The sequence below is a fragment of the Bradyrhizobium barranii subsp. apii genome (assembly GCF_011516635.5).
Classification (GTDB): domain Bacteria; phylum Pseudomonadota; class Alphaproteobacteria; order Rhizobiales; family Xanthobacteraceae; genus Bradyrhizobium; species Bradyrhizobium barranii.
In genome coordinates, this window is record NZ_CP096255.1 from 2,686,518 (window position 1) to 2,703,288 (window position 16,771).

Sequence of the window (16,771 nt, forward strand, 5' to 3'; positions counted from 1 at the left end):
TGTGCGGTGCACGCAATGCAGGCTGTGACTTTTCGGAGGCTTTGACTTGGGGCAAGGATGCCCGATCATGGCCTTGCGATCCTTTTCCAAACGAACGTCAGACAGGGAGCAAGACGATGAGTATCTGGAAAACGGCGATTGCCTGTTCGCTGGCGGGCGCGGTGATGGCCGGCCAAATCGAGCAGGCGGCAGCGGCTCCGCTGCCGACCAACGTCGCGACCATGAAGGCCGCCGTTGGTGAAGATGTCACCCCGGTGTATTGGCGCGGCCGTGGCTGGGGATGGGGCGCAGGAGGCCTCCTCGCCGGAGCAATCATCGGCGGTGCCATCGCGAGCAGCGCGCCCTATGGTTACTATGGCGGCGGCCCGTATTACGGCGGTTATGGTGGTTATGGTTATGGCTCGGGTTACGGCTATGGCTACGCCCCGTCCTATGGCTATGCGCCGGCCTATTACGGCGGCTACGGGCCGAGCTATGGGTATGGCGGCTACTACGCGCGTCCCCGCTACTACGGCTATCGAGCCTATCGTCCATATTACGGCCCTCGCTACGGCTACTACCGACCGTACCGGGCCTATGATCGCGGATATTGGTAAGGACGCTGCGCGGCTAGAGCGAGAGCCACACGATCAGGCTCATGCAGGCGAGATGCGCGAGCACGATCGCGGCGAGATGCAGCGGGCCGGCCTTGAGGCTGGACTTGCACATCCCGCCGCGCCCCGCGCTAGTTTGACGCCGCGGCCGCGGCTGTAAAGCTGCGGTCGACGGCCTTGCTCACATCGAGCGTCTTCGGCAGGATGCCGTAGCGCGTCGAGCGGTCGGAGGCTTCCTGCACCTCCTTCACCACGTTCTGGTCGATCACGATCGGGCTGGTGCGCTGCGCGGTGTAGGCCGACAGCAGCACGTCCTCCGGCAGTTTGGTCAGCTCGGCCGTGCTCTTTGCGTATTCGGCAACATGATCGAGCGACCATAGCCGCGCCTTGTTCAGCCGCTGCACGAGGTCCTGCACCGCCGCGCGCTTGGTGGCGATGGCGTTGTCGGAGGCCACGATGAAGGTGATGGTCGGCGTCAGGCCTTCGCCGTCGGCGATCACGCGGGCCTTGTCCTTCAGCGTCGCGAACGAGACGTAGGGCTCCCACACGGCCCAGGCATCGATCGAGCCGGCGACGAGTGCGATCTTGGCGTCGACCGGGCCGAGCGGCGCGAAGGTCGCGTCCTCCAGCTTGATCTGCGCTTTCTCCAGCGTCGCGTCGATCAGGAACTGGCCCCAGCCGCCGCGCGTGCCGGCGAGGCGTTTTCCCTTGAGATCGGCGGCCGACTTGATCGGCGAATCCTGGCGCACGAGGATCCCTTGCGTCTTCGCATCCGACTTTGTGCCGCCGATTGCCTTGATCGGCGCGCCGGCCGCATAGACCGAGAGGAAGGGAAGATCGCCGGTGTAGCCGACGTCGAGCGCGCCGGCGTTCAGCGCTTCCAGGATCGGAGCGGCGGCAGGGAATTCCGACCATTCGATCTTGTAGGGCAGATCCTTCGCATAGCCGGAGATTTCGAGCAGCGAACGGTTGCCGCCCTTCTGGTCGCCGACGCGCAGCACGACGGTGTCGGCCGCGAACGAGGCGGCCGCGGTCGACAAGGTGATGGCTGCGGCGAACAGCGATGCTGCGAGCCGGCGTGTGATGGAATGGTCGTCGAAGTTGATGCTCATTTGGCCTGTCTTGTTGCTTTGCTCACGACGCGTGAGCGAGCGATGCAGCGAGACGATCAAGTCTATGACGGCGCGATGCGCAGTCAATGAAATGGCTATCCGTATTGCAGATGCGTTGGGCAATGACGTTTCAGCGCAGCGCCGCATTCGAGAACGCACCGCGTGCGCGGCGGGTGATGCGCAAGAATGATGCAGGCTGCGGAGTCGCGGCGCATCCTTGCAGGATGATGCAGCAACGAAAATCGTTTCATCGCTGTCCCATGCGCTGATGGAGAGAATGACCTCGCTTCGCGTCACATTCGAAATTCCATTTCATTGACGATGCGGTGGGCGCGCCGCATGATTTGCGCATCGCATCAAAGCGGCGCGGGAAGCGCCGGCGAAATTATTCTCTCAACGCGGCTCCACATGGAACATGCGCAACGCGAAGCGTTGCGTGAATGGCGGAGCTGTGCCAGCGCAGGAGCGGGGACTGATGGGCAACGACAACAAGCGCAGCGGATCTGGCCTCGACCGGCGCCATTTGCTGCAGGCGGGGCTTGCGGCGGCAGTCGCCGCGCCGCTTGGTGCCTTTGGTGCAGCACAGGCCTTTGCGCCGCAGGTGATCGCGCCCGGTGTCGACTTGTCGGAGTTTCCGCTGTGCCGGACGGCTGCGGATGGTCCCGTCCTCACCGGCGCGCCGCGCAAGCTGAAACTCTCCTGGAACGCCGGCGCGGTCTGTCTCGCCCCGGTGCCCGTCGCCATCGAGCACGGCTTCTTCCAGAAGCACAATCTCGACATCGAGCTCATCAACTATTCCGGCTCGACCGACCAGCTGCTCGAGGCGATCGCGACGGGAAAGAGCGATGCGGGGCTCGGCATGGCGCTGCGTTGGCTGAAGCCGCTGGAGCAGGGCTTTGACGTCAAGATCGCCGCCGGCACCCATGGCGGCTGCATGCGCGTCCTGACCCGCGCCGACTCCAACGTGAGCAAGCTCGCCGACCTCAAGGGCAAGATCGTCGCGGTCGGCGACCTCGGTGGCCCCGACAAGAACTTCTTCTCCATTCAGCTCGCCAAGCTCGGTATCGACCCGGTCAAGGATATCGACTGGCGCGCCTATCCCGGCAACCTGCTCAACGTCGCCGTCGAGAAGGGTGAGGTGCAGGCTTTCCTGTCATCCGATCCGCTCGGCTATCTCTGGCTCAAGGACACCCAGTACAAGGAAGTCGCCTCCAATCTCGACGGCGAATTTCGCGACAAGAGCTGCTGCATCCTCGGCCTGCGCGGCAGCCTGGTGCGCGAGGAGCCGCGGGTCGCGCGCGCCCTGACGCAGGCGCTGCTCGATGCCGCGATGTTCACCGCGCAGAATCCGTCCGTGACGGCGAAGTCGTTCCAGCCTTACGCTCCGAAGACGGCGTCGCTCGCCGATATCGAGGGCATGGTGCGCTACCACACCCACCATCATCATCCCGTGGGTGAGGTGTTGAAGCGCGAGCTGAAGTCCTATGCCGACGATTTGAAGAGCGTTCAGGTCTTCAAGCAAAGCACCGATACCGCCAAATTCGCGGAGCGCATCTATGTCGACGTATTCGCTGTCTGACGGCCTCGCCTCCGGCGCGCCGCGCCTCTCGCGCGCGCCGGTTCTTGCGAGCTGGGTCCGGGAATCCGGCGTCGGCATTCTCGCCAGCGTCGCGTGGATCGCGTTCGGCCTGTCCTGCCTGTGGTGGGAGGATGTCGGCGACTGGTCGCGGACGCACTCGCTCGGCATCGCCGCCTTCATCGTTGCCGCAATCGCCTTGTTCGGCACCGTCGGCGCCGACTACCTCGGCTCCGCCGGTAAGGCCTTGCGCCAGCGCGCGCCCTGGCTCGTGGCGCTCGGCGCATTCCTGACGCTGTGGGAAGTTGCCACCGCAAAATTCGCCTGGCTGCCGCTGCCGTTCTTCCCGCCGCCGCAGTCGATCATCGAGGTCTATACCGACGATCTGCCAAAGCTGCTCGACAGCGTCTTCGCCTCGGTCAAGCTCCAGCTTGGCGGCTATCTGATCGGCGCCACGGTCGGCTTCCTGACCGGCGTCTCGATCGGCTGGTCGCGCGCGGTCGGCTATTGGGTGCATCCGGTGGTACGCTTCATCGGCCCGCTGCCGGCGACCGCCTGGCTGCCGATCGCCTTCTTCACGTTCCCGTCGAGCTGGAGCGCCTCGACCTTCCTGATCGCTCTGGCGACCGGCTTCCCGGTCACCGTCTTGACCTGGTCCGGCGTCGCGAGCGTCAGCAACGCCTATTACGACGTCGCACGCACGCTCGGCGCAAAGCCGTCCTTCCTGGTGCTGAAGGTCGCGATCCCCGCCGCACTCCCGCACGTCTTCGTCGGCCTGTTCATGGGCCTCGGCTCGTCCTTCGCCGTGCTGGTCGTGGCCGAGATGATCGGCGTGAAGGCCGGGCTCGGCTGGTACCTGCAATGGGCGCAGGGCTGGGCCGCCTACGCCAACATGTATGCGGCACTGATCGTGATGTCGCTGCTCTGCTCCGGCGCCATCACGCTGCTGTTCGCCATCCGCGATCGCCTGCTGGTCTGGCAGAAGGGGACCGTGAAATGGTAGCGGCAACCGCACTGGCCGAAATCGCGCCCCCGCCGGCCGCCGGCGCCGCGCTCGACATCGAGCAGGTCAGCCACGCCTTCGACATCGATGGCACTGAGCTGCCTGTTCTCAGCGACGTCAGCATCTCCGTGGAGCCGGGCGAGTTCGTCGCGCTGCTCGGCCCCTCCGGCTGCGGCAAGTCGACCTTGCTGCGGCTCGTCGCCGGCCTCGACAAGCCCAAGGCCGGAACGCTCCGCGAGGACGAGGTGCGCATCACCCGCCCGCATCCCTCGCGCGTCGTCGTGTTCCAGGATCCGACCCTTTTTCCCTGGCGGTCGGTCTGGGACAACGTCGCCCTGGGCCTCGAGGCCCAGGGCATTTTGAAGAGCCAGCGGAAGCGTGTCGATGACGCGCTCGATCTCGTTGGGCTGTCGTCGTTCCGCAATGCCTATCCGCATCAGCTCTCCGGCGGCATGGCGCAACGCGTCGCGCTCGCCCGCGCGCTCGTGAACGATCCAAAGATCCTGATCCTCGACGAGCCGCTCGGCAAGCTCGACTCGCTGACCCGCATCACCATGCAGGCCGAGCTCGTCTCGCTCTGGCAGCGCAAGGGCTTTACCACGCTGCTGGTGACGCATGACGCCGAGGAGGCGCTGGTGCTCGCCAACCGCGTCATCGTGTTCAGCGACCGCCCGGCGCGGGTGAAGGCCGACATCCGTGTCGACCGGCCCTATCCGCGCCATCGCGGCGATCCATATCTGGCGGATCTGCGCCGCCAGATCTTAGGTCTCTTGGGATTAGATGCCACATGGTGACTTCTGTAGCCAAAGGGCTCACCGCCTATAGTGAGCCAGACTACATTGCGCGCGCCGAGGCATTGGCCGAAGGCTTTGCCGCGCGTGCGGCGGAGCATGATCGCACCGGCAGCTTCGCCTTCGAGAATTTTCGCGAGCTGTCCGAGGCGGGCCTGCTGTCGCTGACGGTGCCGGCGGTCCATGGCGGAGCCGGCGCAGGCGCAAGATACACCGCGCGGGTCATCGGCATCATCGGCAAGGCCGACCCCTCGACCGCGCTGGTGCTGGCGATGCACTATATCAATCATCTCGTGATGGGGCGGAGCCCGACCTGGCCGGCGAAGCTGGCACGCAAGCTCGCGCGCGAGACGGTCGAGGGCCTCGCGCTCGTCAACGCGCTCCGCGTCGAGCCGGAGCTTGGCTCGCCCGCGCGCGGCGGCCTGCCGGCGACGATCGCGCGCCGCACCGAGACCGGCTGGCGCCTCACGGGTCACAAGATCTATTCGACGGGATCGCCGATCCTCGAATGGTATCTGGTCTGGGCCCGGACCGACGAAGCCGAGCCGCGCGTCGGGCAGTTCCTGGTACCGGCGGGACTGCCGGGCACCCGCATCGTCGAGACCTGGGATCATCACGGCCTGCGCGCCAGCGGCAGCCATGATGTCATCTTCGACGACGTCGTGATCCCGCTCGATGCCGAGGTCGATGTCCGCAATCCCCAGGAGTGGCGTGCGCCCGACATCGCGCAGGCGACGGTCCACACGGTGTTCGTCGCCGCGATCTATGACGGCATCGCCCGCGCCGCGCGCGACTGGTTCGTCCAGTTCCTGAAGCAGCGCGTGCCCGCCAGCCTCGGCGCGCCGCTTGCCACCTTGCCGCGCGCGCAGGAGATCCTCGGTGCCATCGAGGCCAGGCTCGCGGTCAATGCGCGGCTGATCGAGACGTTCGCCCGCGACTTCGATGACGGCGTCGCTCTCTCCACCGGCGAATCCAACGTGATCAAGCTGACGGTGACCAACAACGCCGTCGCCGTGGTCGAGGAAGCCTTGTCTCTGACCGGTAATCACGGCCTGTCCCGCACCAATCCGCTGGAGCGGCACTATCGCGACGTGCTGTGCGGCCGCGTGCACACGCCGCAGGACGATGCCACCCGCACCGGCCTCGGCCGCGCCGCATTGGGCCTCTAGCTTTCAGGAAAACAAACAGGGAGACGATCATGTCGATCGAGTTCATCGGCTTCATCAGCAACAACAATTCGTCCGAGACCGTCGTTCGCGAAGGGCCGGTCCTCAACCCCACCCATATCGAGACGGTGGCGAAGGCGCACGAAAATGCCGGCTTCGACCGCGCGCTGCTGGCGTTTCATTCGACGACGCCGGACGCGCTCCAGATTGCCCAGCACGTGCTGGGCGTCACCAACCGCCTCAATGTGCTGATCGCGCAGCGGCCGGGCTTCACCGCGCCGACGCTGCTGGCGCGCCAGTTCGCCGTGCTCGACCAGTTTTCCCGCGGCAGGGTCGCGCTGCATGTCATCACCGGCGGCAACGCGACCGAGCTTCGGCAGGATGGCAACACGCTCGACGACAAGGACGAGCGCTACGCCCGCACCTCCGAATTCCTCGATGTCCTCAAGCTCGAATGGACCAGCGACAAGCCGTTCACCTACAAGGGCAAGCACTACCAGGTCGAGAACGCGTTCTCGCAGGTGAAGCCGTATCGTCCCGAGGGCATCCGGATCTATTTCGGCGGCGCTTCGGATGCGGCGATCGAGGTCGCCGGCAAGCATGCCGACACCTTTGCGCTGTGGGGTGAATCCTATGCCCAGGTGCGCGACGTCACTTCCCGCGTCCACAACGCGGCGGTTCGTCAGGGACGGCCGACGCCGCGTTTCAGCCTCTCGGTGCGGCCGATCATTGCCCCGACCGAGAAGCAGGCCTGGGAGAAGGCGGAGGAGATTCTGGCACGCGCCACCGCGCTCCAGGACAAGACCGGCTACCGCAAGCCTGCCGACGGCCATGCCACGGCCGGCGCGCGGCGCCTGCTCTCGCTTGCCGACCAGGGCAGCCGCATCGACAAGCGGCTCTGGACCGAGATCGCAAAGCTGACCGGCGCCAACAGCAACACCACCGCATTGGTCGGCACGCCCGAGCAGGTCGCCGAAGTGTTCGGCGACTATTACGATCTCGGTATCAGCCACTTCCTGATCCGCGGCTTCGATCCCCTGATCGATGCCATCGAGTATGGCCGCGAGCTGATCCCGCTGACGCGCGAGCTGGTCGCCAAGCGTCAGGCCGTTCGCGGCGAGGCGGCGGAATGATCCGCCTCATGCTGGCCGGTGCGCTGCTGTTCGGCTCGTTCGAACTCGTGGCGGCGCAAACCACCTTGCGCGTTGGCGACCAGAAGGGCAATTCGCAGGCCGTGATGGAAGCGGCAGGTGTGCTCGAGGACGTGCCTTACAAGATCGAGTGGAAGGAGTTTCCGGCGGCGGCACCGCTGCTGGAGGCGCTCAGCGCCGGCGCGATCGAGACCGGTATCGTGGGCGATGCACCCTTCACCTTCGCCGCCGCCTCCGGCGCGCCGGTGAAGGCGATCGCCGCGATCCGTCAGACCCGCGAAGGACTGGCCATCCTCGTGCCCGAGAATTCGCCGATCAAGAGCTTCGCGGACCTGCGCGGCAAGAAGATCGCGACGGGGCGCGGCTCGATCGGTCATCAATTGATCCTCGCTGCGCTCGAGAAGAACGGCTGGGCTGCGTCCGACGTGCAGATCGCGTTCCTCGCGCCGTCCGATGCCAAGATCGCCTATACCCAAGGCTCGGTCGATGCATGGTCGACGTGGGAGCCTTATGTCAGCCAGGAAGAGGTGCTGTTCAAATCGCGCCGCGTCATCACCTCGGAGGGCCTGACGCCGGGGCTGAGCTTCCAGGTCGCGCGGCCCGACGCGATCCGCGACAAGCGCGCGGAGCTGACGGACTTCATCCGGCGCCTTACGGCGGCGCGGGCGTGGTCGCTGAGCAACGTCGACAGCTATGCCGCGACCTGGGGCAAGCTGATGAACATCCCGACCGCCGTGCCGCAGAACTGGCTGTCGCGCGCAAAGATCCGCATCGCGCCCATCGACGACGGCGTCGTCGCGGACGAGCAGAGCACGATCGACCTCTACTTCCGCTGGGGCCTGATCAAGCAGAAGCTCGATGCGGCCGAGATCGTGGACCGTTCGTTTGCGGACGCAATCGCCAAGGCGGGGCTGTAGTGCGCGCTTTCCCTCTCCCCTTGTGGGAGAGGGTGGCTCGCCGCGTAGCGGCGAGACGGGTGAGGGGTCTCTCTCCGCGTACCACCTCTCGCGATGGAGCTCGCGGATAGATACCCCTCATCCGGCGCTTCGCGCCACCTTCTCCCACAAGGGGAGAAGGAAGAACGCTCTCACGGGCGCTTCAAGGGATCGTGAGAAAAGGAGGACGTTTCCAGCGCAATCGCCTTCCTCGAAACATTCCTTCTGCATTTCGAACTGACGACAACACCCTCATTGCTATTTGTACCACCTCCCTTGCGGCACGCCGCACTCCGTCAAAGATCAGACAGACGACCACATCGGGAGACCGGCCATGGGCCTGCAAGAAACAAAAATCGAATCGCTTCCCTTCGTCACTGCCGAACTCAACTACCTCGCGCCGGTTTCCGGCAAGCCGCGCACCTATGCTTTCGATCCGCCGCCGGGCGAGCCCAAGAGCACGTCGTTGCCGGAGCCGCATCAGGTCCCGATCTTCGATGCGCGCCTGATCGCGGATAATTTCTCGCTCGATCGCGAGGGCTTTGCGCTCGTGCGTCACCCGACGCAGGTGAAGGATTTTTACAACGACGAGGAAATACGGGCGGTCTATTATCCCGCCGTCGAGGCGTTCTTGCGCGCGACGCTGAAGGCCGACCGGGTCGTCATCTTCGATCATACCGTGCGCAGGCGTGTCGAGGGGGCGGCGGATATTCGCGACGGCGGCCCGCGTCAGCCTGCGACGCGCGTCCATGTCGACCAGACCGCCGTCTCCGGCGCCAACCGCGTGCGCGAGCATCTGCCCGACGAAGCCGACGCGCTGTTGAAGGGGCGTGTGCAGGTGATCAACCTGTGGCGGCCGATCCGCGGACCCTTGCGGGACTCACCGCTGGCGATGGCCGACGGCACGACGGTTGCGCCCGACGATCTCGTCGCCTCCGATCTGATCTATCCCAATCGCCGCGGCGAGACCTATTCGGTGAAATACAATCCGAACCACCGCTGGTTCTATTTTCCGGAGATGACGCCGGACGAGGCGCTGCTGCTCAAGTGCTACGATTCCGCAACCGACGGCCGGACGCGTTTCGGGCCGCATACGGCCTTCGTCGATCCGACCACGCCGGCCGATGCGGCGCCGCGCGAAAGCATCGAGGTCCGCACGCTGGTGTTCCATAAACAGTAACAATGTGTGATGGCACTGCCGGGCGCGCCCGGCAGTGTTCCTGGAACTTACCGGAACAAATCGACGTTTGCAGCGCCGGGCAGGGCAACCGGGAGCGGTGCCGTGCGAACGCAGACGACGCTTTTCTTCAGTCTGGCCACTTTTTCGCTTTCTGCATTTTCTGTCGCGCAAGCCGAAAGCGGGCTTGCCTCATACTACGGCTACGGAAACGCCGGTAAGGGCAGCGAGTTGACCTGCGCTCACCGCACGCGTCCGTTCGGCACCGTGCTGAGGGTGTCCTACGGCAGCCGGTCGATCCAGTGCCGCGTCAATGATCGCGGCCCCTTCATCCGCGGCCGGATCGTCGATCTCTCGGTGCCGGCGGCCAAGGCGCTGGGCATGATGAGCGCCGGCGTGGTGCGGGTCTCGGTGGAATAGGCTGGCCGTCGCGCTATAGTGCCGCCCAACGCAAGGGTATGGGGGGTGCTATGGCCAGGATTCGGGTGGGACTTGTCGGCTGCGGCTTCGTCTCGGAGCTGCACATGTATGCGTTCCGCCGCGTCTACGGTGTGGATGTCGAGGTCGCGGCGGTCGCGGCGCGCGGCGATCATGTCGTCGAATTCGCCGGCCGCCACGGGATTCCGCGAGTCTATCGCAGCTTCGCCGAACTGATCGCGGACCGCGAGCTCGATGTCATCGACATCTGCACGCCGCCCAATCTCCATGCCGACATGATCGTCGCCAGCATGCAGGCCGGCAAGCACGTGATCTGCGAAAAGCCGTTCGCCGGCTATTTCGGCCGTGCAGGCGACGCGCAGCCGATCGGCAAGCATGTGCCGAAGGCGCTGATGTATGAGCGGGTGCTGGAGGAGATGGAGGCGACCCGCGCCGCGATCGAGCGCACCGGAAAACTCTTCATGTATGCCGAGGACTGGATCTACGCACCGGCGGTGACCAAGACCGCCGAGATCATCAGGGCGACCAAGGACAAGATCCTGTTCATGAAGGGCGAGGAGAGTCATTCCGGCTCGCACGCGGCGCATGCCGCGCAATGGGCGATGACCGGCGGCGGTTCGCTGATCCGCATGGGCTGCCATCCGCTCTCGGCTGTGCTTTATCTCAAGCAGGTGGAGGCCAGGGCGCGCGGCGAAACCATCCGCGTCGCCAGCGTCACCGGCGATGTCGGCAACGTCACGGCCGTCCTGAAGCCCGAGGAGCGCACCTACATCAAGGCCAATCCGGTCGATGTCGAGGATTGGGGCACGCTGACGGCGACCTTCTCCGACGGCACCAAGGCGACCGTGTTTTCCGGCGACATGATCATGGGCGGCGTCCGCAATCTGATCGAGACCTACACCTCGGGCGGTTCGCTGTTCGCCAACATCACCCCGAACACGCATCTGATGAGCTACCAGACCAGCGAAGAGAAGCTCGCCAGTGTCTACATCACCGAGAAGGTCGATCGTAAAACCGGCTGGCAATATGTCTGCCTCGAGGAGGAGTGGACACGCGGCTATCTCCAGGAGATCCAGGATTTCATGGAATGCGCCGCGAGCGGGAGGCAGCCGCTGTCGGACCTGGCGCTGGCGTATGAGACGATCAAGGTGAACTACGCGTGCTACTGGGCCGCGGAGGAGGGACGGCGGGTGGTGTTGTAGGGCCGCTGAAGAGACCGCAGGCACGCTGCCATCCCTTCTCCCCTTGTGGGAGAAGGTGGCGCGGAGCGCCGGATGAGGGGTCTCTCTCCACGAGTTCGAACGTAAGAGATTTGCTTGCGGAGATAACCCCTCACCCGCCTCGCCGTTACGCGGCGAGCCACCCTCTCCCACAAGGGGAGAGGGGAAGAGACCGTCCGCATCACCTCACGCCCCGTAGGTCGAACCCTTGGGCAGCGGAAACACCGGGTCCTGCGTGCGGATGTTCGTCGGCCACACCACCGAGATGCGCTCGCCGGCGTTCTGCATCACGACCGGCGTCGAGCGTTCGTTCTGGCCGGACAGCGGCGTGCCCGGCGGGAAGAATTTGACGCCGTAGCCCTGGATGGTGCCGCCGGCTGGAATGTCGACGTCGAGCGCGGCCTTGCGGATGGCCTCGGGATCGAAGCTGCCGTATTTCTCCTTGGCGACCGGCAGCACGTTGTTGAGCAGCACCCAGGTCTGGTTGAAGCCCATCGAGCAATGCGGCGGCACTTCGGTTGCACCGGTCTTGGCCTTGTAGCGCGTGACCATGGCGTTGGTCAGATCGCCGATGCCCGGCGCGAGCTTTGCGGGATCGAGCAATTGCGCGGGGACCGGATCGATGTTGCAGAAATTGTCGATGTCGGCGCCGAAGGTGGCGCGCAGCTTGTCGATCTGGCTGTAGCCGGCGCCGAACAGCATCTTGAAGCGCAATCCGCTCTCGCGCGCCTGGCGCAGGAACAGGGTGATGTCGGGGTTGTAACCGGCATGCGAGATCACGTCGGCCTTGGCGCGCTTGATTTTCGTAACGAGCACCGAGAGGTCGGGCGCCGAGGCGGAGTAGCCCTCGCGCAGCACCACCTGGATGCCGGCCTGCTTGGCGTAGGCCTCGTCGGCCGCCGCGACGCCGACGCCATACGGGCCGTCCTCGTGGATCAGCGCGACCTTGACGTCCTTCGGATCCATACCGAGCTTGCCTTGCGCATGCTCGGCGAGGAAGCTCGCGAAGGCCTGGCCATACTGGTCGGAATGGATCTGCGCGCGAAACACGTATTGCAGATTCTTGTCCTTGAACACGGCGGTCGAGACCGCGGTCGTGATCCAGAGGATCTTCTTCTGCTGCTCGACCTTGGCCGCGAGCGGCACCGCATGCGAGCTCGCATAGACGCCGTTGATGATGTCGATCTTCTCCTGACTGATCAGGCGTTCGGCCTCGTTGATCGCAACGTCGGGTTTGCTCTGGGAATCCGCGGCGACCGGAGCAATCTTGGTCTTGCCGCCGACACCGCCTTTTTCGTTGACGAGATCGATCGCGATCTGCGCACGATGACGTAATTGCGGTCGGCGCCCGCGGCTCGAAAGGTCCGCTATCTTCAAGCCTTCCCGCAATCTCGCGAATCGGAGGGGGCTATGAAGCAATATGTTGGGCTGGATGTCTCGCAAAGAGAAACGTCAGTATGTGTGGTCGACGAAGTGGGTCAGGTCTTGTTCGAGGGAAAGGCCAAGTCCGACCCCGGGGGCGCTCACGGCACTGCTTCGCAAGCGGGCGCCACAGGCGGAGCGCATCGGATTTGAGACCGGGGCGATGGCGAGTTGGCTATGGCATGAACTTCGTAGGGTTGATCTTCCGGTGGTCTGCATCGACGCGCGGCATGCCCACGCGGCTTTGTCCGTACGCATGAACAAGAGCGATCGGAATGATGCTCGAGGTCTGGCCGAATTGGTGCGGGTTGGCTGGTATCGAGAAGTCAAAGTCAAGAGTGAGGAAAGTCAGAAGATCCGCGCGATACTCATCGCGAGATCTCGGCTCGTGGCCATTCGTCGAGATATCGAGAACCAGGTCCGCAGTCTAATCAAAGAATACGGCTTGCTCTTCCCACGCGCGATCGGACTGAAGTTTCGCAATCAGGTCTGCGAGCTATTGGGCGAAGATCATCAACTCCTCGGTGTGATCGCGCCGCTTCTGTCGATCCATGAGCAGATCTGCAAGCAGCAAAGCAAGTTCGACGACGAAGTCCGCCAGTTGGCGAAGTCGGATGAGACGACGCGCCGCCTGATGACGGTTCCTGGTGTCGGCGTGGTGACCGCCTTGGCCTTCCGCCATACGATCGACGACCCATCGCGCTTCCGATCGGCATCAAGCGTCGGCGCCTATCTGGGTCTTACGCCCCGACGAAACCAGTCTGGTGAAACTGACATCAATGGCAAGATATCACGATGGGGCGACCGTCTTCTCCGAACGTACCTGTACGAGGCGGCGACCGTCCTGCTTTATCGAACGAAGAAATGGTCCTCTCTCAAGGCTTGGGGCATGAAGCTCGCCAATCGGATTGGCATGCGAAAGGCAAAGGTCGCCATCGCGCGCAAAATCGCCATCGTTCTTCACTGTATCTGGGTCGACGGCACATCGTTCGACTGGGGCCAGGCGAAGGAAGCCTGATCCGATCTTGTAAAGTTCCTGGTCCGGGCTGCCGGACTGGCGATGTCCCGCTGGGACGGTGTTGTGGCGACCTCGGTCAATCGGCTGGTGGCGGCTCGTCCGCACTCCGCTGCAAACGTTGAGGCGCCCGACCCGGACATCATCATGAGGCGCTGCGCGACCTCGGAAAGGACCGTGACCCCAGCGAAGACATCAACCAGCCCCGGCGATCCAATGCCTGGCCGGCAAAGCACGTATCAGCCGCGCCCGCGCCGTCTCCGCAACCCGGACCAGCTCCGACGGCGCGAGCACTACCTCCGTGCCGTGGGCGAGTTCAGAAATGTAAGCTTGACAACAAACCGCAATTAAAGGGCCGATTGACGAGGCGACCGAGCCGCCCGCCGCGAACGGGCCGGTGAGGTCGTAGATCAGGCCGATGCGCAAATTCTCGGCTTGCGCCTGGGCCCGGGTCCAATCGAGGCTGAGTGCGGCGGCGGCAGCCGCCGAGCTCTTCAGCAACTGCCTGCGTGAAGTCGGCATCCTATCCTCCCTCAGAACCCGTCTGTTGATTGGTCTTGTTTTTTTTACGAATTATGGGGAGCGGGACGATGGAAAGTCAACATGGCGAAAGGTCGATAGGCGGGTCATGGCGCAGAACGCAACTGCGAAGACGGACTGCATCGAGCGATCTGCCCGATCTCAGTTCGTGTCGGAGCGCATGGCCTCGAATACCGCAAAGCCTGCGCCGTCGAGCAACGGCACCACCCTCGCCAATCGGAATCCGGCCTGCTCCAGCAGGGATCGATATTCGGCGTCGGTGCGCTCCATGCCGGAAACATTGACCAGCATCTCCATGTCGATATGGAGCACGCGCATGGCGTCGCGATGATCTGGCTCGATCCGTCGTTCGATCAGCAGAACCCGAGCATGTCCTGGCATTGCCGCGCGAACATTTCGCAGGATCGCCAGCGATTGATCGTCGTCCCAGTCATGGATGATCTGCTTCAGGATGTAGGCGTCTGCGTCTGCTGGAACGGTTTCGAAGAAGCTCCCGCCGATGATCTCACATCGGTTCGTGCCTCCAATCGCCTCCAGAGACGCGCCGGCTACGACATCGGGAAGGTCGAACAGCACGCCTTGCATGGTCGGGTGGTTGGCCAGAATCGTTGTGAGCGTGAAGCCATGTCCGCCGCCTATGTCGACGATGCGGCCGATCCCGTGAAAATCGTAGTGCTTGAGAAGCGCGGTGGCCAACCGGGCGGAGCTGGTTGTCATCGTCGCGTTGAAAATCGCGGAGAGCTCTGCGTCCTCGCGCAAATAGTCGAAGACCCCCGTCCCGTGTGCGTGATCGAAGGCATGCTGGCCGGTCTGTACGGCGTGCAGAAGATGACTCCAGGATTGCCAGTGCGACTCGCTGAGCCATAGCCGCACCACAGGACAGATCGAAGCCGGGATATCGGCGCGGAGGGTAGACCCAAGCGGTGTCAGCGCAAATTGCCTTGGAGACGTCTCGTCGAGCAGGCCGGCACCGGCCAGGAAGCGAAGCAGCCGGTAAAGGGTCGGAGCATGGCTCCCGGTCGTTGTCGCCAGATCGTCGCAATGGCGCGGGCCTGCCGCCAGGTGATCCGGAATGCCAAGCTCGACGGCAACGCGCAGGGCCTGCGAAATGCGGTACCCACCGATCAGCCTGAAGATCTGGGCGAAATCTTGAGGTGCGGGAGATTGTCCGGGAGAGATGCCTGCGTCCATCTGAGATGCTCCGCTTCATCACCGGCGGGGTACATGGCGGAGGTTGCGGCAAAACGTCAACGTGACCCAAGGTCGCTACGGGCCGGCCGCGGCGCAGCATGTTTCCTGAAGGACAAAGATTCTTGAAGAACAAAGAAAAAGCCCACCGCTCGCGAACGAGCGGTGGGCCTGATGCCGGGACGAGCCGGTTACTGCGACAGCTTCACGAAGGCTGGAAACTTCAGCTTGCCTTCCGCGATCTTCTCGGGCCAGACCACGACCTGCTTGCTGTCCTGCCACTGGAAGACGAGGCCGGACACGGTCGTGGGACCGGACTTGATGCCGTGGGTGAACTCGTCGTCCTTGCCGTAGAACTGGATGCGGCCGATCGTGCCCTCGTAGTCGGTCTTCTCCAGTTCAGCGACCATCTTGTCGGGATCGGTCGAGCCCGCGCGCTTGATCGCTTCGGTGATGAAGTAGACCTCGTCATAGGCGGTGTAGCCGGTATAGGCCGGCGGCGTGCCGAACTTGGCCTTGAAGGCGGCCGCGAACGGCTTCGTCTTGGCGGTCACGGCGACATCGGGCGTCGCCACCGCGAGCGACGGCACGCCGTCGGCGGCGCCATTGGTGTCCTTCCAGAAGGTCGGGCTCAGCGCCTGCGCGCTGATGCCGAACATCGGGATCGGCACCTGCTGGTTCTTCCACTGCACCGTCGGCTGCACGCCGACATGCGAGATGCCGGTCACGATCACGTCAGGCTTCTTGCCCTCGATGTTGTTGAAGATCGGCGTGAAGTCGGTGGTATCGGGCGAGAAGCGCACATGCTCCACGACCTTCAGGCCCGCCTTGGGCAGGCAGGCCTCGTAGCCGACGTCGAGCGGCTTCGTCCAGGCGGCGTCCTCGCTCATGATCGCGACGGTCTTGAACTTGAGCTTGTCGACCAGCAGATCCTTGGCGGCATCACAGACGAGCTGGGCTTGCGCCGCCGACGTCAGATAGCCGTGGAAAGTGTACTTGTTCTTCTCGTAGTCGTTGTGGATCGCCTTGGTGATCTCGTTCGAGGCGGCGCCCGGCGTGATCAGCGGCATCTTCAGCCGCGCCGCCCAGGGTTCGAGCGCCAGCACGACCTCGCTGATATAGCTAGCGATCACGGCCGACACCTTGTCCTCGCTCACCGCGCGCTGGAAGGCTCGCACCGAGTCGGCCGACGAGCTCTTGTTGTCATAGGTGACGATCTCGACCTTGCGGCCGAGAATGCCGCCCTTGGCGTTAATCTCGTCGGCAGCGATCTGCGCGCCGCCCGGGGTCGCAGCGCCCGCGATCGACTGCACTTCGGCGATGACACCGATCTTGATCGGATCGTTCGACTGCGCGTAGGCGGGGGCGGCGAGGCACAGCGCCAGCGCGGAGGTGAGGAGGCTGCTGCCGAGGATTGAAGGTCGCATGGTCGTTTCCCTTTCTA

At 64.2% G+C, this 16,771-nt stretch carries 15 protein-coding genes and 1 pseudogene; 11 read left to right on the forward strand and 5 right to left on the reverse strand.

Going from position 1 to position 16,771, the window contains the following annotated elements; genetic code table 11:
• Positions 1 to 116 precede the first annotated feature (116 nt).
• The gene (locus HAP41_RS12815) at positions 117 to 596 is read left to right on the forward strand and encodes a hypothetical protein (protein WP_166101499.1); all 480 of its coding nucleotides are present in this window, start codon (positions 117 to 119) and stop codon (positions 594 to 596) included.
• 128 nt (positions 597 to 724) lie between these two features.
• On the opposite strand, the gene HAP41_RS12820 is transcribed toward HAP41_RS12815, so the two are convergent.
• Complete coding sequence (locus HAP41_RS12820; RefSeq protein ID WP_166101496.1) at positions 725 to 1,705, reverse strand: ABC transporter substrate-binding protein; 981 nt, start codon at positions 1,703 to 1,705, stop codon at positions 725 to 727.
• A 475-nt stretch (positions 1,706 to 2,180) separates the two neighbouring features.
• On the opposite strand from HAP41_RS12820, the gene HAP41_RS12825 reads away from it, so the two are divergent.
• From HAP41_RS12825 to HAP41_RS12865, 9 genes are all read left to right on the forward strand, one after another.
• Positions 2,181 to 3,284 carry an ABC transporter substrate-binding protein gene (locus tag HAP41_RS12825; protein ID WP_166101489.1) on the forward strand — a complete coding sequence of 368 codons (1,104 nt, stop codon included), beginning with the start codon at positions 2,181 to 2,183 and terminating at the stop codon, positions 3,282 to 3,284.
• Positions 3,262 to 4,284 (forward strand): ABC transporter permease, encoded by a 1,023-nt coding sequence (locus tag HAP41_RS12830; protein WP_166101482.1) that lies wholly within the window; start codon positions 3,262 to 3,264, stop codon positions 4,282 to 4,284. Before HAP41_RS12825 ends, HAP41_RS12830 begins: the two co-directional genes overlap by 23 nt.
• Positions 4,278 to 5,078 (forward strand): ABC transporter ATP-binding protein, encoded by an 801-nt coding sequence (locus HAP41_RS12835; protein WP_166101479.1) that lies wholly within the window; start codon positions 4,278 to 4,280, stop codon positions 5,076 to 5,078. Before HAP41_RS12830 ends, HAP41_RS12835 begins: the two co-directional genes overlap by 7 nt.
• A complete protein-coding gene (locus tag HAP41_RS12840; RefSeq protein ID WP_166101475.1) occupies positions 5,072 to 6,244 on the forward strand; it encodes an acyl-CoA dehydrogenase family protein in 1,173 nt (390 codons plus the stop codon). The genes HAP41_RS12835 and HAP41_RS12840 overlap by 7 nt, the downstream gene beginning before the upstream one ends.
• A gap of 29 nt (positions 6,245 to 6,273) precedes the next feature.
• Positions 6,274 to 7,374: an LLM class flavin-dependent oxidoreductase gene (locus HAP41_RS12845; protein WP_175618137.1), complete on the forward strand. Its 1,101-nt coding sequence runs from the start codon at positions 6,274 to 6,276 to the stop codon at positions 7,372 to 7,374.
• Positions 7,371 to 8,309 (forward strand): ABC transporter substrate-binding protein, encoded by a 939-nt coding sequence (locus tag HAP41_RS12850; RefSeq protein WP_166101470.1) that lies wholly within the window; start codon positions 7,371 to 7,373, stop codon positions 8,307 to 8,309. The genes HAP41_RS12845 and HAP41_RS12850 overlap by 4 nt, the downstream gene beginning before the upstream one ends.
• A 352-nt stretch (positions 8,310 to 8,661) precedes the next feature.
• The gene (locus tag HAP41_RS12855) at positions 8,662 to 9,507 is read left to right on the forward strand and encodes a CmcJ/NvfI family oxidoreductase (protein WP_166101467.1); all 846 of its coding nucleotides are present in this window, start codon (positions 8,662 to 8,664) and stop codon (positions 9,505 to 9,507) included.
• A 102-nt stretch (positions 9,508 to 9,609) separates the two neighbouring features.
• The gene (locus tag HAP41_RS12860; RefSeq protein ID WP_166101465.1) at positions 9,610 to 9,924 is read left to right on the forward strand and encodes a septal ring lytic transglycosylase RlpA family protein; all 315 of its coding nucleotides are present in this window, start codon (positions 9,610 to 9,612) and stop codon (positions 9,922 to 9,924) included.
• A 50-nt stretch (positions 9,925 to 9,974) separates the two neighbouring features.
• Positions 9,975 to 11,144 (forward strand): Gfo/Idh/MocA family protein, encoded by a 1,170-nt coding sequence (locus HAP41_RS12865; protein ID WP_166101458.1) that lies wholly within the window; start codon positions 9,975 to 9,977, stop codon positions 11,142 to 11,144.
• Positions 11,145 to 11,348: 204 nt separating this feature from the next.
• On the opposite strand, the gene HAP41_RS12870 is transcribed toward HAP41_RS12865, so the two are convergent.
• The gene (locus HAP41_RS12870) at positions 11,349 to 12,539 is read right to left on the reverse strand and encodes an ABC transporter substrate-binding protein (protein WP_224580871.1); all 1,191 of its coding nucleotides are present in this window, start codon (positions 12,537 to 12,539) and stop codon (positions 11,349 to 11,351) included.
• Positions 12,540 to 12,572: 33 nt separating this feature from the next.
• Here HAP41_RS12870 and HAP41_RS12875 point away from each other — a divergent pair.
• Positions 12,573 to 13,602, forward strand: a pseudogene (locus HAP41_RS12875) (IS110 family RNA-guided transposase).
• Positions 13,603 to 13,794: 192 nt separating this feature from the next.
• On the opposite strand, the gene HAP41_RS12880 reads toward HAP41_RS12875, so the two are convergent.
• The 3 genes from HAP41_RS12880 to HAP41_RS12890 all read right to left on the reverse strand — a co-directional run bounded on the left by HAP41_RS12880 (position 13,795) and on the right by HAP41_RS12890 (position 16,754).
• Complete coding sequence (locus HAP41_RS12880; protein WP_224580870.1) at positions 13,795 to 14,121, reverse strand: twin-arginine translocation signal domain-containing protein; 327 nt, start codon at positions 14,119 to 14,121, stop codon at positions 13,795 to 13,797.
• 159 nt (positions 14,122 to 14,280) lie between these two features.
• Entirely contained in the window at positions 14,281 to 15,330 is a 1,050-nt protein-coding gene (locus HAP41_RS12885) for a methyltransferase (protein WP_166101455.1), read from the reverse strand.
• Positions 15,331 to 15,518: 188 nt separating this feature from the next.
• A complete protein-coding gene (locus tag HAP41_RS12890; RefSeq protein ID WP_063981672.1) occupies positions 15,519 to 16,754 on the reverse strand; it encodes an ABC transporter substrate-binding protein in 1,236 nt (411 codons plus the stop codon).
• Between the last annotated feature and the right edge of the window lie 17 nt (positions 16,755 to 16,771).